Annotated in this window: 22 protein-coding genes and 1 tRNA gene; 19 read left to right on the top strand and 4 right to left on the bottom strand. The window is 53.5% G+C overall.

Annotated elements, in window-relative coordinates; all coding sequences use genetic code 11:
* The first annotated feature begins 2 nt into the window (after positions 1–2).
* From P159_RS0114830 to P159_RS0114780, 10 genes are all read left to right on the top strand, one after another.
* Positions 3–749: an SDR family oxidoreductase gene (locus P159_RS0114830; protein ID WP_029545259.1), complete on the top strand. Its 747-nt coding sequence runs from the start codon at positions 3–5 to the stop codon at positions 747–749.
* On the top strand, positions 736–1,842 hold the full coding sequence (locus tag P159_RS0114825) for a PQQ-binding-like beta-propeller repeat protein (protein ID WP_029545258.1): 1,107 nt from the start codon (positions 736–738) through the stop codon (positions 1,840–1,842). The genes P159_RS0114830 and P159_RS0114825 overlap by 14 nt, the downstream gene beginning before the upstream one ends.
* Before the next feature lie 257 nt (positions 1,843–2,099).
* On the top strand, positions 2,100–2,564 hold the full coding sequence (locus P159_RS0114815; protein WP_029545256.1) for a helix-turn-helix domain-containing protein: 465 nt from the start codon (positions 2,100–2,102) through the stop codon (positions 2,562–2,564).
* Positions 2,565–2,578: 14 nt separating this feature from the next.
* A complete protein-coding gene (locus P159_RS19585) occupies positions 2,579–2,941 on the top strand; it encodes a helix-turn-helix transcriptional regulator (protein WP_051650390.1) in 363 nt (120 codons plus the stop codon).
* A 224-nt stretch (positions 2,942–3,165) separates the two neighbouring features.
* Entirely contained in the window at positions 3,166–4,038 is an 873-nt protein-coding gene (locus P159_RS0114805) for an energy-coupling factor transporter ATPase (protein WP_029545253.1), read from the top strand.
* Positions 4,028–4,909 carry an energy-coupling factor transporter ATPase gene (locus P159_RS0114800; RefSeq protein ID WP_029545251.1) on the top strand — a complete coding sequence of 294 codons (882 nt, stop codon included), beginning with the start codon at positions 4,028–4,030 and terminating at the stop codon, positions 4,907–4,909. The genes P159_RS0114805 and P159_RS0114800 overlap by 11 nt, the downstream gene beginning before the upstream one ends.
* Complete coding sequence (locus P159_RS0114795; protein WP_029545249.1) at positions 4,902–5,702, top strand: energy-coupling factor transporter transmembrane component T; 801 nt, start codon at positions 4,902–4,904, stop codon at positions 5,700–5,702. Before P159_RS0114800 ends, P159_RS0114795 begins: the two co-directional genes overlap by 8 nt.
* A 177-nt stretch (positions 5,703–5,879) precedes the next feature.
* Positions 5,880–10,145, top strand: coding sequence for a 2-hydroxyacyl-CoA dehydratase (locus P159_RS0114790; protein ID WP_029545247.1), 4,266 nt, complete (start codon positions 5,880–5,882; stop codon positions 10,143–10,145).
* Positions 10,146–10,206: 61 nt separating this feature from the next.
* Positions 10,207–10,758 carry a phosphoribosyltransferase family protein gene (locus tag P159_RS0114785; protein ID WP_029545245.1) on the top strand — a complete coding sequence of 184 codons (552 nt, stop codon included), beginning with the start codon at positions 10,207–10,209 and terminating at the stop codon, positions 10,756–10,758.
* Between the two features lie 5 nt (positions 10,759–10,763).
* Positions 10,764–11,174: a UPF0158 family protein gene (locus tag P159_RS0114780; RefSeq protein ID WP_029545243.1), complete on the top strand. Its 411-nt coding sequence runs from the start codon at positions 10,764–10,766 to the stop codon at positions 11,172–11,174.
* A gap of 124 nt (positions 11,175–11,298) precedes the next feature.
* Here P159_RS0114780 and P159_RS0114775 read toward each other — a convergent pair.
* The 3 genes from P159_RS0114775 to P159_RS0114765 all read right to left on the bottom strand — a co-directional run bounded on the left by P159_RS0114775 (position 11,299) and on the right by P159_RS0114765 (position 13,061).
* Positions 11,299–11,375, bottom strand: a tRNA-Pro gene (locus P159_RS0114775).
* An 89-nt stretch (positions 11,376–11,464) separates the two neighbouring features.
* Positions 11,465–11,749 carry a hypothetical protein gene (locus P159_RS0114770; protein ID WP_029545241.1) on the bottom strand — a complete coding sequence of 95 codons (285 nt, stop codon included), beginning with the start codon at positions 11,747–11,749 and terminating at the stop codon, positions 11,465–11,467.
* Between the two features lie 79 nt (positions 11,750–11,828).
* Positions 11,829–13,061 carry an LL-diaminopimelate aminotransferase gene (locus P159_RS0114765; protein ID WP_029545240.1) on the bottom strand — a complete coding sequence of 411 codons (1,233 nt, stop codon included), beginning with the start codon at positions 13,059–13,061 and terminating at the stop codon, positions 11,829–11,831.
* Between the two features lie 484 nt (positions 13,062–13,545).
* Here P159_RS0114765 and P159_RS0114760 point away from each other — a divergent pair, with 484 nt between their 5' ends.
* Positions 13,546–14,886, top strand: coding sequence for an anaerobic C4-dicarboxylate transporter (locus P159_RS0114760; RefSeq protein ID WP_029545238.1), 1,341 nt, complete (start codon positions 13,546–13,548; stop codon positions 14,884–14,886).
* 72 nt (positions 14,887–14,958) lie between these two features.
* Here P159_RS0114760 and P159_RS0114755 read toward each other — a convergent pair whose 3' ends face one another.
* A complete protein-coding gene (locus P159_RS0114755) occupies positions 14,959–15,846 on the bottom strand; it encodes a LysR family transcriptional regulator (RefSeq protein ID WP_029545236.1) in 888 nt (295 codons plus the stop codon).
* Between the two features lie 243 nt (positions 15,847–16,089).
* Between P159_RS0114755 and P159_RS0114750 the strand changes: the two genes are divergently transcribed.
* The 8 genes from P159_RS0114750 (at position 16,090) to P159_RS0114715 (ending at position 24,706) form a co-directional block, all read left to right on the top strand.
* Positions 16,090–16,857, top strand: a complete 768-nt coding sequence (locus tag P159_RS0114750; RefSeq protein ID WP_072004180.1) for a MotA/TolQ/ExbB proton channel family protein — start codon at positions 16,090–16,092, stop codon at positions 16,855–16,857.
* 4 nt (positions 16,858–16,861) lie between these two features.
* Complete coding sequence (locus P159_RS0114745; protein ID WP_080706017.1) at positions 16,862–17,815, top strand: flagellar motor protein MotB; 954 nt, start codon at positions 16,862–16,864, stop codon at positions 17,813–17,815.
* Positions 17,816–17,904: 89 nt separating this feature from the next.
* Entirely contained in the window at positions 17,905–18,273 is a 369-nt protein-coding gene (gene acpS, locus P159_RS0114740; protein ID WP_029545231.1) for a holo-ACP synthase, read from the top strand.
* A 21-nt stretch (positions 18,274–18,294) separates the two neighbouring features.
* Positions 18,295–19,920 carry an NAD(P)H-hydrate dehydratase gene (locus P159_RS0114735; protein WP_080706016.1) on the top strand — a complete coding sequence of 542 codons (1,626 nt, stop codon included), beginning with the start codon at positions 18,295–18,297 and terminating at the stop codon, positions 19,918–19,920.
* 122 nt (positions 19,921–20,042) lie between these two features.
* Positions 20,043–21,068 (top strand): branched-chain amino acid aminotransferase, encoded by a 1,026-nt coding sequence (locus tag P159_RS0114730; protein ID WP_029545227.1) that lies wholly within the window; start codon positions 20,043–20,045, stop codon positions 21,066–21,068.
* Between the two features lie 206 nt (positions 21,069–21,274).
* Positions 21,275–22,114: a diadenylate cyclase CdaA gene (gene cdaA, locus P159_RS0114725; RefSeq protein WP_029545225.1), complete on the top strand. Its 840-nt coding sequence runs from the start codon at positions 21,275–21,277 to the stop codon at positions 22,112–22,114.
* Entirely contained in the window at positions 22,111–23,061 is a 951-nt protein-coding gene (locus tag P159_RS0114720; RefSeq protein ID WP_029545224.1) for a CdaR family protein, read from the top strand. Before cdaA ends, P159_RS0114720 begins: the two co-directional genes overlap by 4 nt.
* 28 nt (positions 23,062–23,089) lie before the next feature.
* Positions 23,090–24,706, top strand: coding sequence for an FAD-dependent protein (locus tag P159_RS0114715; protein ID WP_029545222.1), 1,617 nt, complete (start codon positions 23,090–23,092; stop codon positions 24,704–24,706).

Here is a 24,706-nt window from a genome sequence, read left to right as displayed (position 1 = left end):
CTGTGGAATTTAAGCTTCGGGTTTCAAGGGTGCTGGTTACAGGAGGGGGGAGCGGTATTGGCAAGGCGATTGCCAAGGCTCTCCTTGACGAAGGTTGTTATGTGTGTATTTGTGGACGAAATCTTGAGAAACTGGAGAAGGTGAAAGAAGAATTCGGAAACGATAGACTTTCGTGTATGCAATGGGATGTTAGGGATGTTTCGCTTATATGGGAGAAAATCAATGAGGCTGCAAGCCTGTGCGGAGGATATTTGGATGGATTGGTAAACAATGCTGGCGTTTATGTAAGCCATCATAATTGGAAGCCCTGGAATGAAACGGAGGAGGAATGGGATGCTGTATGGGATACTAATTTAAAAGGTCCTATGTTTTTATTAAGGAAATTTGCTACGTATTTAAATAATAATCATATAAAGGGGAATATATTTTGCGTTTCGTCTATTGAAAGCAGAAATTATAATATACAGGGAAGTTACCAGGGGAGTAAATATGCTTTTTCCGAAATGGTGCGAAGTCACGCAAAGAAAGTTTTAAATTTAGGGATTGTGATTAATGGAATCTGTCCGGGTATAGTAGCATCTTCTCTTAATGATTACAATGCAGGAGATCCTACAAAAAGTTGTGCCTTAGGGAGAATTTTATCCCCGGAAGAAATAGCAGCTTGTGCACTATTTTTGATGTCAGATGCAGCGACTATTTGTTGCGGGGAAATGTTGGATGCTTCTGGAGGATTTTATGCTGCTTTTTGATGAGGAGCAATATCGCAAAGTACTGCTGAGAACCTTCGAGTTGAACAAGGATGTAAACTTTAAACGCATTTCTCTTGTAAAATGTATAGCCTCTGAATCTTCGGAAAAATACGTTGGCTGCGTCCATTGTAAAAATGATAATGATGAAGAAGTTATTGTAAATATCAATAATTCTGCCCCCAAAACTATGCTTTATTATCCTAAAAAGTGTGATGTTGAATTTATTGGAGAGATCCCTGGTTTACATTTTTCCTATACAGGGGGATGCACTTGGAAAAATAGGCATATTTATGGTTTTATGAGGAATTCCTGCAGGCTACTTGATATTGATATTAATATGAAAACGGTAAAAGAAGTAGATTGTAGTATAGACGGTTCTAAATTAAATAGCAGGACAGTTATGGGACATCATTATGGTGGTGTAATGAAAAATGATACATTGGTTATCCCTCCTCGTTTGGCAGAGGACGTATTGCTGATAGATTTGGAACATCAAACCTGTAAACAAGTTAGACATTCTGCTTTTAGAGATAATAATTATAATGGAGCGGTATTGCATCCAAATGGGAAGGTGTACTTTACACCGATGCATGGATCGGCAGTTGCCGAGTTTGATTTAGAGAATTTATCTGTAAGGATGGTAGGAGAGAGGATATCTAACTCTCTTTTTGGCGGTGCTGTTTACATTGATGGATGTATTTATAGCTTTTCTCAAAATAAAGGCTTGTATTGCATAGACCCCAAACGTGGCTGCGTGGAGTTGGTTTTGGAAAAGACAGAAGAAGGATGTCAAATTTTTGGGTCTTATGGAACCGTGCTTCATTACAATGGGAAGATATATAATATACCTGGAAATAGTAAATATGTATATGAATATGATCCTACTAAGCAAAATTGTAAAGTTGTATCTACATTTAATGATGGAAGATTCAATACAGCAAAATGGGCGGGAGGTGTTTTACTTGAGAATGGCAATATTTATTTGACTCCTGCTTTTGGAAGATTTGTATGTGAATTGCATTTTGATAAAAAAGCTATTGTTTCGGATGACATGCGGGCACTTATTTATTCACAATATATGAAAGTTTTATGATGGAGGATAATTTGTGGTAATCATAAATAAACTTTTAGGAAACAATACAATTATGGAATTGGATGGTGACAATAAAATTATCATTGGTGAAGATTGCCTGCTCGAAAATACCAGTATAATTTTTCGAGGAAGAAACAATATTCTATGTGAATTAGAAAAGTCGGCAGTCTAAATATGATTTTTCGAACATCCTTTTTTGTTTTCGGCTGTTTTTCCAGCATATAATCAGTAATTTGCTGGGATACAGGAGGGAGTTTATGCAGAAATACAAAAGCAGAGCCGGACGGCATAAAATCGCCTATAGCTACACCGGCGAGTTCGATGCCTGGGTACCTGCCACCATGCAGTTCCTGGGCACCCTGATGCCGCCTACTCTCTCCAAGCGGGCGGCTGCCATGCTGCTTTTGGTGGCGGGCATGGGCAATGAGGAGATAGTGGCACTGACGGGCATGTGCATCAGGAGTGTCCGTGCCCTGCGGAAGACCATGGAAGAGCAGGAGCCAACCTCCGAGCTTTTCACCATCAAGCCAGGCAGCGGGCGGAAGAGGAAAACTGATGGCATCGAGGAGCAGGTTTGGGCGGAACTTGATACAGGCAACTACCGCACGCATAAGGCGGTGGCGGATATGCTGAAGGAGAAATTTGATATTGATGCTTCAGTGAATCTGGCTGCCAGATTGATGAAGCGTTGGAAGTCGGCTAGGGAAAAGAGCGCAGAGTAAGGACGGGGTCTTCTATGGTTTGGAAGAATAAGTTCCATGAGCGGATCAATGAGTTGTGGAAACGAGCCAAAGAAAAAAAAAGTAAAATGACTCAGACTGAGTATGCCAGACGGCTTGGTGTGACCAGGAATGCTTTATTGGGCTGGCTGCGAGGTTCCGGGCAACCTGATGTGGATGGCCTGGTCCGCATAGCCAGTACAGAGAATGTAAGCCTCGCCTGGCTGATGGGAGATGAGCGTCCTAGAAAGGAGAATGAATTGCTTCAGGACGAACAGACTCTGTTGTACTCTTTTCGAAGCATAAGCCCGGAACACAAAGATTATCTGCTGTGGCTGGCTATACGATGGAAAGAGGCTGAGGAATGTGCCTCTGAATGAAAATTTTCTCGTTGCTTCCCTGCTTGCCAAGCCCTCACCTCTTTCGGTGAGGGCTTGTTGATTTTCTCTTGCTGATGTCATATGATGGTATCAAGATAAGAGTTCTTGTTAGGATGGGCGTTATTCCAGGAATTGGTGATATTTCTACTATATTTCTACTTTTTGATGGATATTTCTACCATATTTCCACTTTTAGCGGTTTTGCTTTTTTAGGAGGTTTGGCTTTGGCTGCCTTTATAGAAATAGAGAATCTTGAACATGAATACCGGACAGCAGACGGCAAGGGGCACAAGGCTTTGGCGGGGATTTCTCTTTCCATCGGGAAAGGGGAGTTCGTGGCGGTGCTGGGGGCCAATGGCTCCGGCAAGTCCACCCTGGCCCGTCATCTCAATGGGCTTTTGCTGCCCAGCGCAGGGCAGGTGCGGATAGATGGGCTCTCCACGCTGGAGGCGGCAGAGAAAAATGAGCTGTGGAAAATCCGTAGCCAGGTGGGCATGGTGTTCCAGAATCCTGATAATCAGCTCATTGCTGCCATAGTGGAGGATGATGTGGCTTTTGGCCCGGAGAATCTGGGCGTAGAGCCGGTGGAAATCCGCCAGCGGGTGACGGAGGCTCTGCAGGCAGTAGGCATGGCCCGTTTCAGGAAGCGGGCGCCTCATCTCCTGTCCGGCGGGCAGAAGCAGCGGGTGGCCATTGCGGGGGCCCTGGCCATGGAGACGGACTGCCTGGTGCTGGACGAACCTACTGCCATGCTTGACCCCCAGGGCCGCAAGGAAGTGCTGGAAGTGGTGAAGAGGCTGCACCGGGAAAAGGGTCTCACGGTCATTCTAATCACCCATTTCATGGAAGAAGCCATGGCAGCCCAGCGGGTGCTGGTCATGGACCAGGGCAGGGCTGTGATGGAAGGCACTCCCCGGGAAATCTTCGTGCGCACGAAGGAACTGAAGGCTTTGGGGCTGGAGGCGCCTATGGCAGGGGAGCTGGCAGAGCGGCTGCGGAAAGCTGGCATTCCCCTGCCCCAGGAGCCGGGCATACTCACGGCAGAAGAATTGTTGGCAAGCCTGCAGGCGTTGAGGGGGAAGGGCCATGTCCATTGAACTGAAAAATGTCAGCTACACTTATATGCCCGGCACCCCCATGGAACGGCAGGCACTGATGGGGATAAATCTCACCATTGAGCAGGGCAGGCTTTACGCCATAGCGGGACATACGGGCTCCGGCAAGTCTACCCTGATACAGCAGATGGCAGGGCTGCTTCCGCCTACCTCAGGTGAGGTGATGGTGGAGGGGGTGAAGCTGAACGCCAGGGATAAGGAAGGGAAGAAACAGGCTGTGCTGGCCCGTCGCCGGATTGGCATCGTCTTCCAGTATCCCGAGCAGCAGCTTTTCGAGGAAACAGTGGCAGCTGATGTGGCCTTCGGTCCCAAGAATCAGGGCCTTTCTGAGGAGGAAATCTCGGCCCGGGTGAAGGAGTCCCTGGAACTGGTGGGACTGGACTATGAAAAGTTTGGGCAGAAATCCCCCTTCATGTTGTCTGGCGGCGAGAAGCGGCGGGTGGCCATTGCGGGAGTCCTGGCGCTGAATCCCGCATACCTGATACTGGACGAGCCTACGGCGGGCCTTGACCCCAGGGGGCGGGAGTCCCTGCTGCAGATGATAACTGACCTGCAGAAAGGCACGGGAGGCAGGGAACCCGTGACTATCATCCTGGTATCTCATGCCATGGACGATATCCTGCGGCTGGCAGACGAGATGTTCGTGCTGCAGGAGGGGCAGGTCACTGCCTCTGGCAGTCCTTTGGAAGTTTTCAAGTGCTGGGATATCCTGGCGGAGGCCGGGCTGGAGCCGCCTGAGCTTTTGCTGCTTATGGAGCAGCTGCAGGGGGCGGGGCTGGCAGCGGAAATGCCTGTGCGTAATCTCAAGGAGGCAGTAAAGGCAGTGGAAAGGGGGCTGAAAAAACGTGCTTAGCGATATCACCATAGGCCAGTATTATCCTGGCAGGTCCCTTTTGCACCGGTTGGACCCCAGAGTGAAAATCATGCTTTTGCTGCTATTGATGGCGGAAATCTTCATCTTCAGCAACTGGTTTGCCTATGGTGCCCTCATTTTGCTGACGGGGCTTTTGATGCTGGCTTCGGGGGTGCCTGTGCTGGTGCTCCTGAAGTCCATCAGGCCCCTGCTATGGATCATCGTGCTGACCTTCATCATCCACCTGCTGGGCACGCCGGGAGAGGAAGTAGCGAAGCTGGGGCCTGTGGCCATCACCCAGGAGGGCATCTCCCGGGGCAGCTTCATCTGCCTGCGGCTGGTGCTCCTGATACTCCTCAGCTCCCTGCTGACTTTCACCACCAGCCCCGTGAAGCTGACAGATGCCATGGAGGCACTGTTGTCGCCTTTTCGCCGCTTTGGCGTGCCTGCCCATGAGCTGGCCATGATGATGACCATAGCCCTGCGGTTCGTGCCTACCCTGATAGAGGAAACAGACCGTATCATGAAAGCCCAGCAGGCCAGAGGAGTGGATTTTTCCTCCGGCGGCCTTGCCACCCGCATCAAGGCAGCGGTGCCCATCATGGTGCCTCTGTTCCTCTCTGCCTTCCGCAGAGCTGATGAACTGGCTCTGGCTATGGAAGCCCGCTGCTACCGCGGCGGCGTGGGCAGGACGCAGATGAAGGCTCTGGCGGTGACCAGGCTGGACTATGCGGCGGTGACCCTGATGGTGCTGCTGGCAGCAGGCTTGTCAGCGTTGGCGTGGCTTAACTGAACAAATACAAGAATCTTTAAGGGAGAGCGCAGGATGGTGTCGCTCTCCCTTAAAATTACTAGACAGGCAGCCTTGACATGGTATAAAATATGAAAAGAGCCTGTAAAAGGGCTTCTTAGTCATGCTTTATAGAACTAAGTTCTACAAGAAATTCCCGTAATACTAGGTGGTGTAAACATGGACTCAATACTGAAGGTGGGCATTGATGTGGGCTCTACCACCATCAAGCTGGTGGTGATGGACCATGAAAAGAAGATACTCTACAAGAACTATGCCCGTCACTTTTCAGAAATTGGCAATGCTTTGCAGGAAAACCTCACGCACCTCAAGGAAGTGGTGGGGGAGAAGAAGTTTTCCTTTGCCCTCACGGGCTCTGCAGGCATGGGCATTGCCCAGCGCATTGGCCTGCCCTTTGTGCAGGAGGTCATTGCCTGCGCTGCGGCGGTGAAGGAGCTGATTCCCCAGACCGATACGGTGGTTGAGCTGGGCGGCGAGGATGCCAAGATCACTTATTTCGGCGATGCGCCGGAGCAGCGCATGAACGGCGTCTGCGCAGGGGGCACCGGGTCTTTTATCGACCACATGGCTTCTCTTTTGTCCACGGATGCTCCGGGGCTGAACGCTCTGGCAGAAAAGGGCAGGCAGATCTATACTATTGCCTCCCGCTGTGGTGTCTTTGCCAAGACGGACATCCAGGCCCTTATGAATGACGGAGCGGAAAAGGCGGATATTGCTCTTTCCATCTTCCAGGCGGTGGTGAACCAGACCATCGGCAATCTGGCCCAGGGGCGTCCCATTACGGGCAAGGTGGCTTTCCTGGGAGGGCCGCTGCACTTCCTGCCGGAGTTGAAGAACCGCTTTATTGAGACTTTGAAGCTGGACGATGACCATGTGGTAAAGGTGGACTATGGCAACTACTTCGTGGCCATGGGCTCTGCTCTTTCCGAAGAGGCGCAGGTCATTGACACCCAAAAACTGGACGCCTGCATCAAAGGCGCGGCCCAGGCAGCTGCTGCCGAGACCCGCAAGGCAGACTTCACCCTCTTTGATACTCCTGCCGAGTACAAGGAGTTCAAGGCCCGCCACGACAGGGACAAGGTGAAGCGGGGAGAGCTTTCTTCCTACGCCGGTCCCGTTTACGTGGGCATTGACGCAGGTTCCACCACCACCAAGATCACGGCCATTGGCCTGGAAAAGGAAATTCTCTACACTTCCTACGGCAGCAATCAGGGTTCTCCCCTCCAGACAGTGGTAGGGGAGCTGAAGGAGCTTTACAAGGCCCTGCCGGAAAGTGCTTATATTGCAGGGGTGCTGACTACCGGCTACGGCGAGGCCATTGTGAAGGCCGCTGTCCACGCTGACGGGGGCGAGGTGGAGACCTTTGCCCATTTGCGGGCGGCCCAGGAATTCTGCCCCGAAGTCACCTTCGTGCTGGATATCGGCGGGCAGGATATGAAGTGCTTCTTCGTCAAGGACGGCAATATCGGCAATATCACCCTGAATGAAGCCTGTTCGGCAGGCTGCGGCTCCTTTATCCAGAACTTTGCCGAGGGCCTGCACATGACGGCGGCAGAGTTTGCCGAGAGGGCCATTGAGTCCAAGGCTCCTGTAGACCTGGGTACCCGCTGCACTGTCTTCATGAATTCCAAGGTGAAGCAGGCCCAGAAGGAAGGGGCAGAGGTGGCGGATATTTCCGCCGGCATTGCCTTCTCCGTCATCAAGAATGCCCTCTTCAAGGTCATGCAGCTGAAGGATACCTCCACCTTGGGTGACCACATTGTGGTGCAGGGGGGCACTTTCTACAATGATGCTGTGCTGCGCTGCATGGAGAAATTGCTTGACCGGGAGGTTATCCGCCCGGATATTGCGGGGCTTATGGGGGCTTATGGTGCGGCTATCCTGGCTTTGGAAGCCGATGAACGCCCCGAGGAGAAGTCTCAGCTGCTTTCCTCAGAAGAACTGGCAGAGTTTACCGTAGCTACCAGCTCTTACCGTTGCCAGGGCTGCGGCAACAAGTGCCTGGTGACCATGCAGAAGTTCCCGGACGGGGGCAAGTATTTCACTGGCAACCGCTGTGAGCGGGGGGCCGGGGGCAGCAAGGCCACGCATGAGGTGCCCAATATCTATCAGTATAAGTACGACCGCCTCTTCAAGGCTTATGCGCCCAATGAAGGCGCGAAGCGGGGGCGCATCGGCCTGCCCCGGGTGCTGAATATGTATGAGGACTATCCCTTCTGGTTCACTTTCTTCACGGAGCTGGGCTATGAAGTGGTGCTCTCGGGCAAATCCAGCGCCAGGATGTACTACAAGGGTATGGCCACCATTCCTTCGGATTCCCTTTGTTATCCGGCCAAATTGGTGCATGGCCATATCATGGATCTGGTGGAAAAGGGAGTCAAGAAGATTTTCTATCCCTGCGAGCCTTACAATATGGCAGATGACCAGTGCCAGTCGGACAATCACTTCAACTGCCCCATCGTGGCTTCCTATGCGGAGAATATCCGTGGCAACATGGATATCCTGAAGGAGGAAGGGGTAGATTTCCTTCAGCCATTCCTGCCATTGGACGATGAGAAGCGCATGGTGCAGCGCCTTTATGAGGAGCTGGGCAGCCATGAGGGCCTCAGCAAGCAGGAAATCAAGACGGCAGTGGCGGCAGGCTACAGGGAACTGGCTAAGTATCGCGAGGATGTGCGGGCCTTTGGTGCCAGCATTTTGGAGCATATTGAGAAAACGGGCCAGCAGGCTATTGTGCTGGTGGGGCGTCCCTATCATGTGGATCCGGAAATCAATCACGGTATTGCCGAAATGATCCAGTCCTACAAACTGCCTATCCTCTCTGAGGATGCGGTCTGCCATCTGCCCATCAAGGCCCAGAAGCTCAGCATTGTGAACCAGTGGAGCTACCATGCCCGTCTCTATCGGGCGGCCCAGTTCGTGGCAGAGCATCCGAACCTCACGCTGATCCAGCTGAGTTCTTTCGGCTGCGGCCTTGATGCCCTGACTACCGGGCAGACCAAGGATATCCTGGAAGCCCATGACCGCATCTACACCATGATCAAATTGGACGAAGTGTCCAATCTGGGGGCGGCCCGCATCCGCCTGCGCTCCCTGATGGCGGCTCTGGCCCGCAGGAAGCCCCTGCCCTATCGTGAGGTGAAGCCCATCGAGAGGCCGCATTTCACGGCAGACTGCAAGGCTGCCCATACTATCCTGGCACCCCAGATGGCGCCTATCCATTTCGAGCTCATCAAGACAGCCCTGCGGAAGTATGGCTACAATGTGATGATTCCGCCCATGCCCAACAAGCAGACCACGGATGTGGGCCTCAGGTATGTGAACAACGACATGTGCTACCCGGCCATCGTGGTCATCGGGCAGCTGATTTCGGCCCTGAAGGACGGGCTCTGCGACCCGGACCACACCAGCATCGTGCTGTTCCAGACCTGCGGTGCCTGCCGCGCCACCAACTACATCGGCGTGCTGCGCGAGGCGCTGAAATACGCCGGGTTCCCCCAGGTACCTGTCTTTGCCTGCATGGGACTGCCGGATGAGACTGACGACTTCAAGCTGACCCGGGAGATGCTGGTGGATGTCATCAAGGCCGCCGTTTACGGCGATGCCCTGATGAATGTGAAGAACCGCATGATGCCCTACGAACTCACCGCCGGCAGCACCAAGGCCCTGTATAACAAGTGGCTGGAGCGGGCCAAGGAAGAGATCCGGCACGGCAGCTGGTGGAAGTATCGGAAGAACATGAAGGCGATGGTCAGGGATTTTGACCATCTGCCCATTGATGAGGAGCTTTGGAAGCCCAAGGTGGGCGTGGTAGGGGAGATCCTGGTGAAATACCATCCCGTGGCCAACAATCATCTTGAGCAAGTCCTCATGGACGAAGGAGCCGAGGTGGTCATGCCGGACTTCGTAGACTTCTTCCTCTATACCGCCTACGATGCCATTGCCAAGCGTAAGCTGCTGTCAGGCTCCTACAAGGAGCAGGTCTTCAGCAAGATGTTCATCCGTCTCTTGGAGTTCTTCCGCCATCCCATGAAGAAGGCGTTGGAGCAGAGCCGGCATTTCCTGGCACCACGCTCCATCTACGAGACAGCCAGGCTGGCTTCCCGCCATGTGTCTCTGGGCAATATGGCAGGGGAGGGCTGGTTCCTCACCGGCGAGATGGTGAAGCTCATTGATGAAGGGGTTCCCAACGTCATCTGCCTCCAGCCCTTCGGCTGCCTGCCCAACCATATCACGGGCAAGGGCGTGCTCCATGAGCTCAGGGCCAGCTACCCGGGGGCCAACCTCACTGCCATCGACTGCGATGCAGGTTCCTCCGAGGTCAACCAGCTGAACCGCATCAAGCTCATGTTGTCTGTGGCCAAAGAAAGAGGGCCCAAGAAGGAAAAAAGCACAGAAAGCCATTTTGCCACTGGCAAAAATTAAGTGGAAGTGCTACAATACAATCTTGTTGCAAAATAAGCTGCGATAAAGTGAGAGGTGCAATATGGCAAATAGATTCTATGATTTAGAAGTGGCAGGGGTAAAGAGAAGGCTTTCCATCCTCAACGTCACTGACAAGCTGGCCATTGCCGGCTTCATCATGCTGGGAGATGTGGAACTGGTGGATGCCTGTGCCAGGGAGCTGGCCAAGAAGGTGCCTGCTGATACGGAAATCATCCTGACTGCTGAGACCAAGGGCATTCCCCTGGCAGCCCAGCTGGCCAAGGAAATGGGCATGCCTTATTTCGTGGTGGCCCGCAAGTCCATCAAGGCCTATATGGAAAATCCTGTCTGGGTTGACGATGTTTCCATCACCACCAAGGGCAAGCAGATGCTCTGCCTGATGGATGCTGATATCGAGCGCATCAAGGGCCGGAAGGTGCTGCTGCTGGATGATGTCATCAGCACCGGCGGCTCCATGAAGGCTCTGACGAATCTGGTGGACAAGGTGGGCGGCACCGTTATCGGCGAAGCCTGCGTGCTGGCTGAGGGTGATGCCTCCAAGCGTGACGATATCATCTTCCTGGAGGCTCTGCCCCTCTTCGATGCAGAGTAAGATCTATGGAAATAAATCTGCACGAACTGGCCAGAGCGTTAGAGCAGTCTGATGTGAGGCAGGGCTATGTCGACCTTGAAAAAGGAGAGGTAATCCTTTTGCGGGACGATATGGATGAAGCCGAGGCGGAAGCTCACGTCTTCGAGATAGAGGAAGACTGGGAGCATTATCTGCCCTTGCCGAACCTCCTTGACGAGCGGGAGCGGGAGTTCATGCTCTCCTTTGCAGAAAATGCCCGTGAGGGGGTCCGCGAACGCCTGCAGGAAGCTCTGCAGGGTGCTGGCGCCTCCACCAGGTTCCGCCATCAGGTCAAGCGACTGCTCTTGCAGAAGGCCTGGGAAGAGTATTTCCGGCAGTCCATGCTGGAAGCCGCCAGGGAGTTCTGCCAGGAAAACGATTTGGCCTATAAAGAATGATGCAATAGCACAAGAAGCTGTGAGAAAGTATGTCCTCTGCATACCTTTTCACAGCTTCTTTTTGTGTGGAAATAAGTTGAAATACAAAAAGAGGACGCTTTCGCGTCCTCCGAACTCTCAAGAATGGTCGGGATGACAGGATTCGAACCTGCGGCCTCATCGTCCCGAACGATGCGCGCTACCAAACTGTGCCACATCCCGACAACGAATAATAGTATACATTACCTTGGAAAGAAAAGCAAGCATTATTTGCAAAAAGTTTTCAGGAGTTCAAGAAAGGGCAGAAGAACCTAGAAATGATCCTTTAAAGTCTTGCCATCCAGGAACCGGATGAACCATTCCGGGGCGATGATTTCATCGTCTATTTGGATGAGGGTCTGGTGCATGTGGATGGAAACCCATTTTTTTCCGTTCTTGGGGTGTATTTGCTCTTCGAACTGCTCCTCATAGTGGGCTTTGAAGGTCTCGGCTGTGCTCTTGCTGGAGGTGACTTGCAGGATCTCAGAGAAGGCGTTCTCCTCGCCTGCGCCATACTCTACCTTGAGCACAATAAAGAGCTTCATGTTCTTCTTCATAATGCTGTTCCTCCCTGGTGTAGAATATATGCGAATCATATACCGTTACATTCTACATGGGAATAAGTGTTTCCTTCTTTTAGATTTTCATTTTCTTGATGCGTTCTACGGCTCTCAGGGTATTCTCCCTGCCGCCGAAGGCGGTAAGGCGGAAGTAGCCTTCGCCGCAGGGGCCGAAGCCGGCGCCGGGGGTGCCCACGATGTTGACTTCGGTCAGGAGCTTGTCGAAGAAGTCCCAGGAGGGCATGTTGTTTGGCGTCTTGAGCCAGATGTAGGGAGCGTTGATGCCGCCGTAGGCCTCGATGCCTGCGGCCTTGAGTCCTTCGCGGATCAGGCGGGCATTTTCCATGTAGTAGGCGATGGTTTCCTTTACCTGGGCCTTGCCTTCCTCCGTGTAGATGGCGGCAGCGCCCCGCTGGACGATGTAGGCGGTGCCGTTGAACTTGGTGGTGTGGCGGCGGTTCCAGAGGCGGTTGAAATCCACCCGGCTGCCGTCGGCGGCTTTGCCGGTGACACCCTTGGGGATGATGGTGTAGCCGCAGCGGGTGCCCGTGAAGCCAGCGGTCTTGGAGAAGGAGCGGAACTCAATGGCAACTTCCGTGGCTCCCTCGATCTCATAGATGGTGCGGGGCACATCGTCTTCCGTGATGTAGGCGGCATAGGCGGCATCAAAGAGGATTACGGCATCTTCTTTTTTAGCGTAGTCCACCCATTTTTTCAGTTCGGCATGGGAGAGGGTGGTGCCAGTAGGGTTGTTGGGGCAGCAGAGGTAGATCATGTCCACGTGTTCTTGAGGCAGCTCCGGGGCAAAGTTGTTCTCTGCGGTGCAGGGCAGGTAGGTGACGCCCTCAAAATGGCCGTCTTCCTGAAGTTCGCCTGTGCGTCCGGCCATGACGTTGGTGTCAAGGTAAACAGGGTAAACCGGGTCTGTGATGGCAACTTTGTCGGTGAGGCCAAAGATTTCCTGGATGTTGCCGCAGTCGCTTTTGGAGCCGTCGCTGACGAAGATCTCATCGGTGCCGAAGTGCAGGCCGTAAGGCTCGTAGTTATTCTTGAGAATGGCTTCCGTCAGGAAGCTGTAGCCCTGCTCAGGCCCGTATCCTCTGAAGGTCTCTGCTTTGGCAAGCTCATCTACTGCCTTGTGCATGGCCTCGATGCAGGCGGGGGGCAGGGGCTGGGTCACGTCGCCAATGCCCAGGCGGATGATGTCTGCCTGGGGATGGGCTTCTTTATAAGCTGCCACTCTCCTGCCAATCTCGGCAAAGAGGTAGCTGCCGGGCAATTTCAGGTAATTGTCATTGATGGTTGCCATAAATGCCTCCTAAGAAAATAGAAAGAAAAAGGAAAATAAGATAATGAATCTCAATGAACTTTTGAGGTTATTATAACATAAGGTTATATCTTTGCAAGACCCTATTATGAAAATATTATAGCTATAATTAGCTGCAATTAACATAAGATAAATTATAATTATGCTATAAGATTTTCCTATAAGTATTATTTACTTTTTCATAATCATGGGTGTATAATAGCCCAGGAGATATTGGGGGAAATATCTTCTGGGCTATTGAAACGCTAGTGGGAATATTTTGCCTTTCGGCGAAATCTGAACAAGGGCGTTATAATACCCAAGGGATTTATGTGTGTCCTGTCCTGCTATGATTATTTATTATGATTCTTATGAAAAGATAAAATATTTTTTTCAGTAAAAGAGGAAATGCATTTTCTCATGGCGAAATAGCAGGGCAAGGAATTTTATCTATGTGTAGCTTCTAGAAAAAGGGGAGAGAAAGTTTATGGAAATGCTACTCGGTTTTATTGTACTGCTGACATGTTTGGTGGTCGGCGTCCGTCACGGCGGCATCGGCCTGGCAGTCATCAGTGGCATCGGTCTGGTCATCTTTACTTTCGTGTTCGGTTATAAGCCGGGCAAACCGCCTGTGGATGTCATGCTCATCATCATGGCGGTGGTTACCTGCGCGGGTTTCCTCCAGACTTCCGGCGGCTTGACGGTCATGCTGAAGTATGCAGAAAAACTCCTGCGCGGCCATCCCAAGTACGTCACCATCCTGGCACCCATGACCACCTGGTTCCTTACCATCCTCTGTGGTACGGGCCATGCGGTCTACACCTTGTTCCCCATCATCTATGATGTGGCTATCAAGCAGAACATCCGTCCGGAACGTCCCATGGCAGTTGCTTCCGTGGCTTCCCAGATGGGTATCTGCGCTTCTCCTGCTTCTGTGGCCGTGGTTTCTATCGTGGCTTTCCTGGCAGGGGCAGGCAGTGAATTCTCCCTGCTGCAGGTGCTGATGGTTTCCGTGCCTGCTACCGGCCTGGGCGTGTTCTTCGCAGCTCTCTGGAGCTATCGTCGCGGCAAGGAACTGGCTGACGATGAGCGCTTCCAGGAATTCATCAAGGATCCTGAGAACAAGGCTTACGTGTACGGCGATACGGAGAGCCTGCTGGACAAGGAACTGCCCACTGAGTATTATCGTGCCATGTATATCTTCCTGGCAGGCATCGTGGTCATTGCCATTCTGGGCAACGTCAGCTCCCTGCTGCCGCACTTCCCGGATGCCAAGGGCGTTATGAAGCCTGTTTCCATGGTGCAGGTCATCCAGATGGTCATGCTCTTTGTGGCAGCTACAATCCTCGTGACCTGCAAGGTCAAGGCTAAGGATGTAGGCAACAGCCAGGTGTTCCGCTCCGGCGTGGTTGCTCTGGTTTCCGTTTACGGCGTTGCCTGGATGGCAGATACTTTCTTTGCTCATCACATGGCTTTCCTGAAGGAATTCCTGGGCAACGCAGTGCAGAATTATCCTTGGGCTTACGCCGTGCTGGCCTTCCTCACCTCCAAGCTGGTGAACTCCCAGGGCGCAGCTATCGCCATCGTGGTACCCATGGCCTTGAATGTTGGCATGGATCCCGTCCTTGTGCTGTCCTTCATTTCCGCCTGCTACGGCTATTTCTTCCTGCCCACCTATCCTTCCGACCTGGCCTGCATCGGCTTTGACCGTTCCGGCACTACCCGCATTGGCAAGTACATCCTGAACCACAGCTTCATGATTCCTGGCCTTATCGGTGTCGGCTCCGGCTGCTGCGTCGGTTATGTCATGGCACATCTTCTCTACTAATAAGTAAGAAAATAGCATGAGAAAAGCTCCACAGTCTGCAAAGCAGCTTGTGGAGCTTTTTAGGTTGGAAAATCAGTCGTCGTTTTTCTGTTTGAGGATTTCTTTGCAGAAATCGATGAAAGACTGGGCGGCCTTGGAAATGTAGCGGTCTTTTTTCCAGGCCAGGCCTACATCCACGAAGAGGGGCTCGGCCAGGGGGATGACTTTCACGCCCGGCGTGCCTTCCACCACCATGTCCAGCAGGAAAGCCAGGCCTACTCCGGAGGCCACCAGGCCTTTGAGAGTGCCTACCTGATTGGACTCCAGGACGATGTTGGGTTTGACGCCTGCATCTTCAAGTTTGCCCAGGATGAGCTGCCTGAGGAAGCTGCCCTCTTTCAGCATGACCATGCTGGAGTCTGCTACATCCTGGAGGCTGATGGCTTTTTTCTGGGCCAAAGGACTGGTTTCCGGTACGCAGCAGACAATCTGGTTCCGGGACATGGGCAGGAGCTGGAGGCTCTGGGAGGCACCGGAGATGATGATGATGCCGAAGTCCAGCTCGTCCCGCTCCAGCTGTTCCCGGATGGACATGGAGGCTTCTTCATGCAGGAAGATTTCCAGATGGGAGTAGCGCTTCTGGAAGCTGGAGAAGATCTTGGGAAAGAGGTAGGCGCCCATCATGGGAGGGATGCCGATCTTGATGGTGCCTTTCTGCAGCTGCTTGTAGTCATTGACTTCCAGCACTGCGTCCTGGATGTTACGCAGGGCAAGCTCGATACGGTTGAGGAAGACGGCTCCCTCCGGGGTCAGGGACAGCTGTTTCTGGCTCCGGTCAAAAAGCTGGATGCCCAGTTCTGCTTCCAGCTTCTTGATAGCGACCGTGATGTTGGGCTGGGAGACGCGCAGCCTTTCCGCAGCCCGGGTGATATTCCGCAGACGGCTGGCCATCTGGAAATATTCGAGTTGTCTGAGTTCCATGCAATCGCTTCTTTCTTTGTAGACATAAATCTCCTTTATCTTTTATTTATTATATCATACTTTACACACATAAATGATATAATAATAAAAAATTATTGTTGCTCCGTAAAAAAATTTTTTTCCTCTCCTCTGGTAGGATTTTTGCCCTTTGCAAGGAATTATACAAGTAAGCGTAAGCACGTTATAGCTTAGATGATTTTCCTTCAATAACGACAGAAGGTTAGGGGGGCTTTTATCTTGGAAATGTCAACAGTTATAGGCGCAATAGGCGGTCTTATCTCCGTCTTCGTAGGTATGATCATCAAGGGTGCGCCCATCAGCTCACTGAATAACCCTGCGGCATTCCTGATCATTATCTGCGGTACCTTCTCCTGCTTGTTCACTGCCTTCAATATGAAGCAGCTCAAGTCCCTGCCCAAGATTGTCAAGATGGTTTACTTCAAGCCGGCCCTGCATGAGAAAGCGGAACTTCTGAGCATGTTCATCGAGCTTTCCCAGATTGCCCGCCGTGAAGGCATCCTGGCCCTTGAGGGCAAGGTGCAGGAAATCGAGGACCCTTTCTTCCGGACAGGTCTGGGCATGGTCATTGACGGCATGGATCCGGAGTTCGTCAGCGACGTGCTTGATGCAGAACTGGCTGTCATGCAGGAACGCCACGCCGAAGGCCGTGCCATGCTGGAGCAGGCAGGACTTTACGCGCCTACCCTTGGTGTGCTTGGCGCCGTTATCGGCCTTATCGCAGCACTGGGCAACCTGAACGATATCAACAAGCTGGGCCACGCTATCGCAGCAGCTTTCGTGGCAACCATCCTCGGTATCTTCACCGCATACGTCGTTTATCTGCCCATGGCCAACAAGCTGAAGCTGCTGTCCAAGGCAGAAGTCAGCGAGAAGCGCATGATCATTGAAGGTATCCTTTCCCTGCAGGCCGGTGATTCTCCTACGGCTATTGAAGCGAAACTGATGGTATTCATTCCTCAGTCCGAACGCGAAGGGTTGAAGAAGGAGTGATTAGATGGCTAAGAAGAAACATCAACCGCCACACGAAGAACATGAAGGTGAGCCCTGGCTCCTGCCTTATTCTGACCTGATGACCCTGCTGCTGGCTCTTTTCATAGCGCTGTTCGCTATCTCACAGACTGACCAGACGAAGCTCAAGCAGATGGCCCAGGCCTTCACGGCAGCCTTCAACTCCGGCGGCCCCTCCTTCTTTGACGCCATGGGCCCGAATCCGGGGCGCCGTGCTGAGATGCCAAGTGATGAGGATGCGGGCAACTCTGCCTATATCCAGGAAAACCAGAGCCTGGAGGAAGTGCAGCGGCAGATGGAGGAATATATAGAGGCCAACAATCTTAAAGATAAGCTCACCACAGAGCTTTCCGAAGATGGTCTGATGATAAGGATCAAAGAGCGGGCGTTGTTTCCTTCGGGGTCTGCCCAGCTGGTGGCTGAGTCCCAGAAGATTGCCCCTGTGATAGCGGGGCTTTTGGCTACTCTTCCCGAGCGGGTGGTCATCTCCGGTCATACGGACAACGTGCCCATCAACACGGCTCAGTTTCCTTCCAACTGGGAGCTTTCTTCCAGTCGTGCCCTGAATTTCATGAAGTACATCATCGCCCAGGACAACAGGCTCAATCCCAAGCGCTTCAGCGCTGTGGGCTACAGCGAATACCGTCCTATTGCTTCCAACGATACGGACGAGGGCAGGCAGCAGAATCGCCGGGTGGAAGTTTTCATCGCTCGGAACTATCGCTTCAATCCTAATGAGAGCGTGAGCGCTGCGGGCGGTCCCCCCACCAGCAAGGCAACGGGCAATATTCCTTCTACAGGTGCTAGCAGCACGCTGGGAACCACAGGTGACAGCAGCATTGGCAGCACCGATGACAGCGGTGCCACTGGTGCCACTGGCGGTCCCACCATGGCGGGCAAGGCCTATACTGGAGATTTGCCTCCTGCTCTGGCAAACTGATGGTGCAAGATTTCACCTTGAAATGGTATACTATAGGAGCCGGCAAGTACTGTCGGCTCCTAATTTGTGATTAAGCGGAGGAATAATAGTTGATTGCTGGCATTGGCACGGACATCATTGAAATCACCCGGGTGGAAAAGGCGGCCAGTCCCGCCTTCATCAAGCGGGTCTATACGGAAAAGGAACAAGCTTACTGCGAGGGGCGGGGAGCAGGCAGATATGCCAGCTATGGTGCCCGCTGGGCGGGGAAAGAAGCTGTGCTGAAGGCCTTTGGCACAGGGCTCAGGCATGGCTCCCTGCTGGATATCGAAATCCTGCCTGATGAGTTGGGCTGTCCCCAGGTGACCCTCAGCGGCTATTTTGGGCAGCTGGCAGAGGAACGGGGGGTAAAGTCTGTCTGGCTCTCTTTGAGCCACTCGAGGGACTATGCTGTTGCCCAGTGTGTGATGGAAAAATAAATCATAAGCGGAGGAAATGGTATGAAGCTTGGACTTATAGAAGATATGCACAGGATAGACAAGGAGGCGGCGGACAGTTACAGCCTGCCTGAAATCGTGCTCATGGAAAACGCCGGCCGCAGGTCAGCAGAAGTGACCATCGAGATGCTGGGAGGAGTGCAGGGCAAGAGCCTCTGCGTGGTGGCCGGCAGCGGCAACAACGGTGGTGATGCCATGTCTGCTGCCCGTCACCTGGCCAATAAGGGGGCAAGGGTGAGAGTCTTCCTGGCCGGGGAGCACGCCAACCTGAAGCCTTCGGCTGCTGCCATGTACACCATTTTGGAAAAGATGGGCATGGAACTGCACGAGTTGAACGGTGACAGGGATTGGGACAGGTTCCACATGGCCCTGAAATTTTCCGATGGGATAGTGGATGGCGTCCTTGGCACTGGAGCTGTAGGAGAGCTCAGGAAAAAAACCTTGAAACTGATTGAGGAAATCAATCAGTCGGAAAGGCCTGTCATGGCCATAGATATGCCCAGCGGGGTGGCGGCAGATACGGGGGCAGTGCAGACTGCAGCCGTAAGAGCCCAGGCTACCCTTTCTTTGGGCCTGCCCAAGCCGGGGCAGCTGCTCTCCCCGGGGGCAGACTATGTGGGCAGGTTGGTAGTGGATGATATTGGCCTGCCTTCCCAGCTGCTTGATTCGGATAAGATGTCCTTGCAGATGCTGGACAAGGATTTGGCGGCCTCCCTGTTGCCGGAGCGTGCCAGGGATGTGCATAAGGGCAGCTGTGGCCGCATTCTCATTGTGGCCGGGTCCCGCGGCATGACCGGGGCGGCTGTCATGGCAGCCAAAGCAGCCCTGCGCATTGGGGCAGGATTGGTGACTTTGGCAGTGCCCCAGAGCCAGCAGCCCATAGTGGCTGCGCAGGTGCAGGAAATCATGACCTGTCCCCTGCCGGAAACGGAAGCCGGGTATCTGGGAGGCGAAGATGCTGTGCAGGTGGTGCTTTCCCTGGCCAATAAGGCTGATGTGCTGCTGATGGGGCCGGGACTGGGAAGGGCTGCGGAGACCATGGAGTTTGTGAGGCTTGTCTCCACCCGCACTCCCTGCCGCCTGGTGCTGGATGCAGATGCGCTCTTCGCCTTTGCACGGCTGCCTGAGGTGCTGGCAGAGTGCAAGGAACGCCCTATCCTCACGCCTCATTTGGGGGAGATGGCGCGGCTGATGGGGGTGGAGACAGAGACTCTCCGGGGGAATCTGGTGCCGGCTGCCCAGCGGCTGGCCAAGGGCTGCAAGGCCGTATTGGTGGCCAAAGGCGAATGTACGCTGATGGCATATCCGGAAGGGGAGGTTTTCTTCTCCACACTTGGCAATCCTGGCATGGCCACTGCCGGAACTGGTGATGTGCTGGCAGGCACCATTGCCGGCCTGGCGGCCCAGACGGAGGTGGATTTCATGCCGCTCCTGGGCACGTATCTTCACGGCAGGGCGGGAGACCTGGCCTATGAGGTGCTGGGGGAAGGCCTGCTGGCAGGCGACATCATCGAAAAACTGCCTCAGGCCCGTCGGGAACTCCTGGACTGGCGCAAGGAGAAGGGTATCAAGGATATAGAAAGACGTTTGTTCTCAAAAGGCATTGACAATGTTACATTTCTGACCTAAAATAGTGCAATGAGATAAAGATGTTTCACATTTCCACTAATGGTGGACAAACATCAGTCAAGTTTATATATAGGGGGACCCGGCAAAAGCCGGGCTGCCCTTAGCAGAAAAGGGGCATTAGTATGGCAAAGGCAGATGTTGATTGGTCGAATTTGGGTTTCAGCTATCGTACGATATCCAAGCGCTATGTGGCAAATTTCAAGGATGGCAAGTGGGGCGAGGGCGTGCTCACCGAGGATGCCAATATTGTCCTCAATGAATGTGCAGGTATCCTGCAGTACTGCCAGGAGGTCTTCGAGGGCCTTAAGGCTTACACTACCAAGGATGGACGCATTGTGACTTTCCGTCCTGACCTCAATGCAGAGCGCATGGTGGATTCAGCCAAAAGGCTGGAAATGCCTGCTTTCCCAAAGGAGAGATTCCTGGAAGCAGTGGATCAGGTAGTGGCAGCCAACAAGGAATGGGTGCCTCCCTACGGCTCTGATGCTTCCCTGTACCTGCGCCCCTATATGTTCGCCTCCAGCCCTGTCATTGGCGTGAAGCCGGCTGAGGAGTATCAGTTCCGTCTCTTTGGCACTCCTGTGGGACCGTACTTCAAGGGCGGTGCCAAGCCCATCACCCTCTGCGTAAGCGACTTTGACCGGGCTGCGCCCCATGGCACGGGCCATATCAAGGCAGGCCTCAATTACGCCATGAGCCTCCATCCCTATGTACTGGCTCATCACAACGGTTTTGACGAGAATATGTTCCTGGATTCTGCCACCCGCACTTATGTGGAGGAAACCGGCGGCGCCAACTTCCTCTTCATCACCAAAGATGGCACGGTGGTAACCCCGAAATCCGACAGCATCCTGCCCTCCATCACCCGCCGCTCCCTGGTGTACCTGGCAGAGCACATGCTGGGCATGAAGGTGGAGCATCGCCCGGTGAAGTTCTCCGAGCTGAAGGACTTCGCCGAGTGCGGTCTCTGCGGCACCGCAGCTGTCATCTCCCCTGTGGGCAAGGTGGTTGGGAAGGATGAGACCATCGAATTCCCCAGCGGCATGGAGAAGATGGGCCCCGTCACCCAGAAGCTTTACGATACCCTGCGCGGCATCCAGCTGGGCACCATCGAAGGACCCGAGGGCTGGATTCGGGAAGTCAAGTAAATCTTATAGAAATGCGTCTGAGGACTGCTGTGAGGCAGTCCTCTTTTCTTGTGGGTTGAATTTTCATAGTGCACCAGGAGTGTACAGGAAGGATTTTGGTCTGGTCAAAGAGAATGCCCTATAAATAGGAATGTTTGAAGGTGGCAAAACTTGGTTTATTGCGCTATAATATTTTTAGTGCTATTTTACATAGGGAGTTTTACGTTATGCCTATAGATCTTTCCCTGCCCAGTGGATTCCACGGCATCCTTTCCACCATTACGGTGCTTGATGCTGTCGATATTTTCATTGTGGCAGTTATCCTTTATAAAGTATATGAGATGCTCCAGGATACCCGGGCCATTACCCTGGTGAAGGGTGTGCTGGTGCTTTTGGGCATCACCATCATCTGCAGCTGGCTGGAACTGCATGTCATGTCCTGGCTCCTGCAGAAGAGCGTGACCCTGCTCTTTGTGGCTTTGCCCATTGTATTCCAGCCAGAGCTCAGGCGGGCGCTGGAACATCTGGGGCAGGGCAAGTTTCTGGCCCCTTCGGTTACGCTGGATTATGATGAGGCCCGTTCAGTGGTAAATGAGCTGGCCAAGGCGGTAAAAGTGCTTTCCACCAACAAGATAGGGGCCCTGCTGGTTATTGAGCGGGATATGGGGCTCAATGATATCAGCGCCACAGGCATACAGATAGACGGCCTGATCACCTCTGATTTCCTCATGAATGTGTTTATTCCCAATACGCCGCTGCATGACGGGGCGGCAGTGATTCGGGGAAAGAGGCTCATTGCAGCAGGCTGCCTGCTGCCCCTGACGGAGAATCGCAGCCTTTCCACGGAGCTTGGCACCAGGCATCGGGCAGCTATCGGCCTTTCTGAGCAGTGCGATGCCCTGATTGTAGTGGTCAGTGAGGAAACGGGGACTGTTTCAGTGGCTGAGAACGGCCATATCATGAGACACCTGGACATGGACAGGCTCAAGGCGGTTCTGCGGCCGGCTTTTGTGGCTCCTGAAGCGGGCTTCAAGGATATGATCAGGAATTGGAGGAATAAGTCATGATTGGACGCTTGCAAAATCTGGTGCGGCGCAATCTGGCTGCCAAGATACTCTGCTTCCTGGTAGCCCTGGTGCTTTGGGGCTATGTGATGAATGATCAGAATCCTTCCATTGAGGGAACTTTTTCCGTGCCCCTTACCATCATGAATGCTCCTGAGGGGTACAAGGTGTCCCAGGAGACAGGGGCAGTGAAGCTGAAGGTGCGGGGCCCCCGCTCCATGTTCGTGAATGCTACAGAAGATGATTTTGATGCCTATGTGGACTTGGATAGTGCCAGTGACGGCAGGAAGGCTTACCGGGTGCATACCAATATGCCACAGGGCTTTGAGTTAGTGGAAGTGCAGCCGGAGACTGTGGAAGTGACTTTGGATAAGATTGAGAGCCGCCAGTTCAAGGCAGAGCTCATTGTCACGGGAGCTACAGCTCCAGGTACTACTGTGGCCAGGGTCACTCAGACTGCCAGCGTGGTCAGCGTGGAGGGGCCCAAGTCCCTGCTGGATGAGGTAAGCCGGGTGATAGGCTATGTGGGCCTCTCCGGCAATGGCACAGATTTCACCCTCCAGGTGCCTCTCACGCCCATCAATGCAGACGGCAGGGAGGTAAGCGGCGTTACGGTGCGGCCTTCCTCCGTGCAGGCAGATGTGCAGCTGGCCCGGGGACTGACTAAGAAAGTAGTCAATATCAAGGCTGTCACTGTAGGGGAGATGCATCGGGGACTGGTGCTGTCCGGAGTGAAGGTGGATCCGGTGAAGATTGAGATTGCAGGACCTGAGGAAACCCTGGCCCAGATCACTTCTGTGGATACGGAGCCTGTCAATCTGGCAGATTTGGGCAAATCCACCAGCAGGAAGGTGCAGCTGAAACTTCCCGAAGGCGTCACAGTGACCAACAAGGAGGTTACTGTTTATCTGGAAATCAGGAAGGCCGATGAGCCGGAGAAGAGTCAGTAAGTCAATATAAGATGGAGTGAAGATAACATTGCTTAGAATCAAGAATATGCAGGTGCCTCTCACTGAGGAGGCGGACCTGTCCGTCCTTGTGGCTAAGCGTCTCGGATTACCACCCCAGGCTGTGCTTGGGGTGGTAATTGTGCGTAAGGCCATAGATGCCCGCCGCTATCGTGGGGCTCCCATCCAGTTCACCTATATGCTGGATGTAGAAATAGCACCTGCCCATGAAAAGAAGCTCAGGGGCAAGCTGAAAAAGGACAAGAATCTGGAAATCATAGTGCCTCAGCCCCTGACTGAAAGGAATTTTCCTGCTCCCGGGCAGGGAGAGCTGCCTCCTGTAGTGGTGGGCTTTGGTCCCGCAGGCATGTTTGCGGCGCTGACCTTGGCCAGGGCAGGTTATCGGCCTTTGGTGCTGGAGCGGGGGGCTGATGTCGATACCCGCACCAAAGATATTGAATCTTTCTGGCAGGGGGGCGGGCTGAAGCTTCAGTCCAATGTGCAGTTCGGTGAGGGAGGAGCAGGCACCTTTTCCGATGGCAAGCTCACCACCCGTATAAATGACCCCTTGATGGGAGAAATCATTGAGGCTTTTATCAGGGCTGGTGCTCCGGAGGAGATACGCTATCTCCATAAGCCTCATATCGGCACGGATCTTTTGCGGGGCATTGTCAGGAATATCCGGCAGGAAATCATTTCCCTGGGGGGGCAGGTGCGCTTTGGCGCCCAGGTGACGGATTTGGAGCTTGCCCCGGGAGGGGAACTGGCTGCCCTGATTGTGGGGAGCGAGGAGCGCATACCCTGCCATAACGCCTTCTTTGGCATAGGCCATTCTGCCCGCGACACCTACCGCATGCTCCTTTCAAGAGGCTTGAAGATGGAAGCCAAGCCCTTTGCCATGGGGGTGAGAATAGAGCACCCCCAGGAGTTTATCGACAGGGCCCAGTATGGAGAAGATGCGGGGCATCCCCGCCTGCCTGTGGCAGATTATGCCCTGACCTACAAGGACCCGGTGACGGGCAGGGGAGCATACTCTTTCTGCATGTGCCCCGGGGGACTGGTGGTGGCGGCCACTTCCGAAAAGGAGGGTGTTGTCACCAATGGCATGAGCAATTTCGCCCGGGATTCGGGCATTGCCAACAGCGCCCTGCTGGTGCAGGTGGGGCCGGAGGATTTCGGCAGGGAAGTGCTCTCTGGCATGGCCCTGCAGGAAAAGCTGGAGCACCTGGCCTTTGACCTGGGGGGCAGGGACTACAAGGCTCCCGTGCAGACCGTGGGGGACTTCCTCTCGGGTTCTGTGGGGGCTCAGTCATTCCTGACTTCACCTACTTATCGTCCGGGGGTAAAGACGGCTGATCTGCATGACTGCCTGCCTGAGTTCATCACCAAGACTTTGGCAGGGGCGCTGCCTTTCTTTGACAGGAAAATCCCGGGCTTTGCTGATCCGGGGGCGGTGATGACGGGCATTGAGTCCCGTTCCTCTGCTCCCTGCCGCATTGTGCGGGACAGGGAAAATATGATGGCTGAGGGAACGCCGGGCCTTTATCCCATGGGGGAAGGGGCAGGCTACGCCGGGGGCATCATGAGTGCCGCCGTAGACGGCATGAAGGCAGCCCTTGCATTTCTCACTGCTTCTGTGGCATACTAA

This window comes from Selenomonas sp. AB3002, from assembly GCF_000702545.1.
Classification (GTDB): Bacteria; Bacillota; Negativicutes; order Selenomonadales; family Selenomonadaceae; genus Selenomonas_B; species Selenomonas_B ruminantium_A.
Note: the sequence above shows the minus strand (reverse complement) of the source record. Positions and strands in the feature narration are given on the sequence as shown.

What these genes read in the sequence shown, in the direction of transcription:
- P159_RS0114765 (WP_029545240.1), bottom strand. Translation starts at nt 13,061, where the DNA reads ATGGCAACCATCAATGACAATTACCTGAAATTGCCCGGCAGCTACCTC.
- P159_RS0114760 (WP_029545238.1), top strand. Translation starts at nt 13,546, where the DNA reads ATGGAAATGCTACTCGGTTTTATTGTACTGCTGACATGTTTGGTGGTC.
- P159_RS0114770 (WP_029545241.1), bottom strand. Translation starts at nt 11,749, where the DNA reads ATGAAGAAGAACATGAAGCTCTTTATTGTGCTCAAGGTAGAGTATGGC.
- P159_RS0114815 (WP_029545256.1), top strand. Translation starts at nt 2,100, where the DNA reads ATGCAGAAATACAAAAGCAGAGCCGGACGGCATAAAATCGCCTATAGC.
- P159_RS0114825 (WP_029545258.1), top strand. Translation starts at nt 736, where the DNA reads ATGCTGCTTTTTGATGAGGAGCAATATCGCAAAGTACTGCTGAGAACC.
- P159_RS0114800 (WP_029545251.1), top strand. Translation starts at nt 4,028, where the DNA reads ATGTCCATTGAACTGAAAAATGTCAGCTACACTTATATGCCCGGCACC.
- P159_RS0114780 (WP_029545243.1), top strand. Translation starts at nt 10,764, where the DNA reads ATGGAAATAAATCTGCACGAACTGGCCAGAGCGTTAGAGCAGTCTGAT.
- P159_RS0114790 (WP_029545247.1), top strand. Translation starts at nt 5,880, where the DNA reads ATGGACTCAATACTGAAGGTGGGCATTGATGTGGGCTCTACCACCATC.
- P159_RS0114755 (WP_029545236.1), bottom strand. Translation starts at nt 15,846, where the DNA reads ATGGAACTCAGACAACTCGAATATTTCCAGATGGCCAGCCGTCTGCGG.
- P159_RS0114730 (WP_029545227.1), top strand. Translation starts at nt 20,043, where the DNA reads ATGGCAAAGGCAGATGTTGATTGGTCGAATTTGGGTTTCAGCTATCGT.
- P159_RS0114785 (WP_029545245.1), top strand. Translation starts at nt 10,207, where the DNA reads ATGGCAAATAGATTCTATGATTTAGAAGTGGCAGGGGTAAAGAGAAGG.
- P159_RS0114750 (WP_072004180.1), top strand. Translation starts at nt 16,090, where the DNA reads ATGTCAACAGTTATAGGCGCAATAGGCGGTCTTATCTCCGTCTTCGTA.
- P159_RS0114745 (WP_080706017.1), top strand. Translation starts at nt 16,862, where the DNA reads ATGGCTAAGAAGAAACATCAACCGCCACACGAAGAACATGAAGGTGAG.
- P159_RS0114735 (WP_080706016.1), top strand. Translation starts at nt 18,295, where the DNA reads ATGAAGCTTGGACTTATAGAAGATATGCACAGGATAGACAAGGAGGCG.
- cdaA (WP_029545225.1), top strand. Translation starts at nt 21,275, where the DNA reads ATGCCTATAGATCTTTCCCTGCCCAGTGGATTCCACGGCATCCTTTCC.
- P159_RS19585 (WP_051650390.1), top strand. Translation starts at nt 2,579, where the DNA reads ATGGTTTGGAAGAATAAGTTCCATGAGCGGATCAATGAGTTGTGGAAA.
- P159_RS0114720 (WP_029545224.1), top strand. Translation starts at nt 22,111, where the DNA reads ATGATTGGACGCTTGCAAAATCTGGTGCGGCGCAATCTGGCTGCCAAG.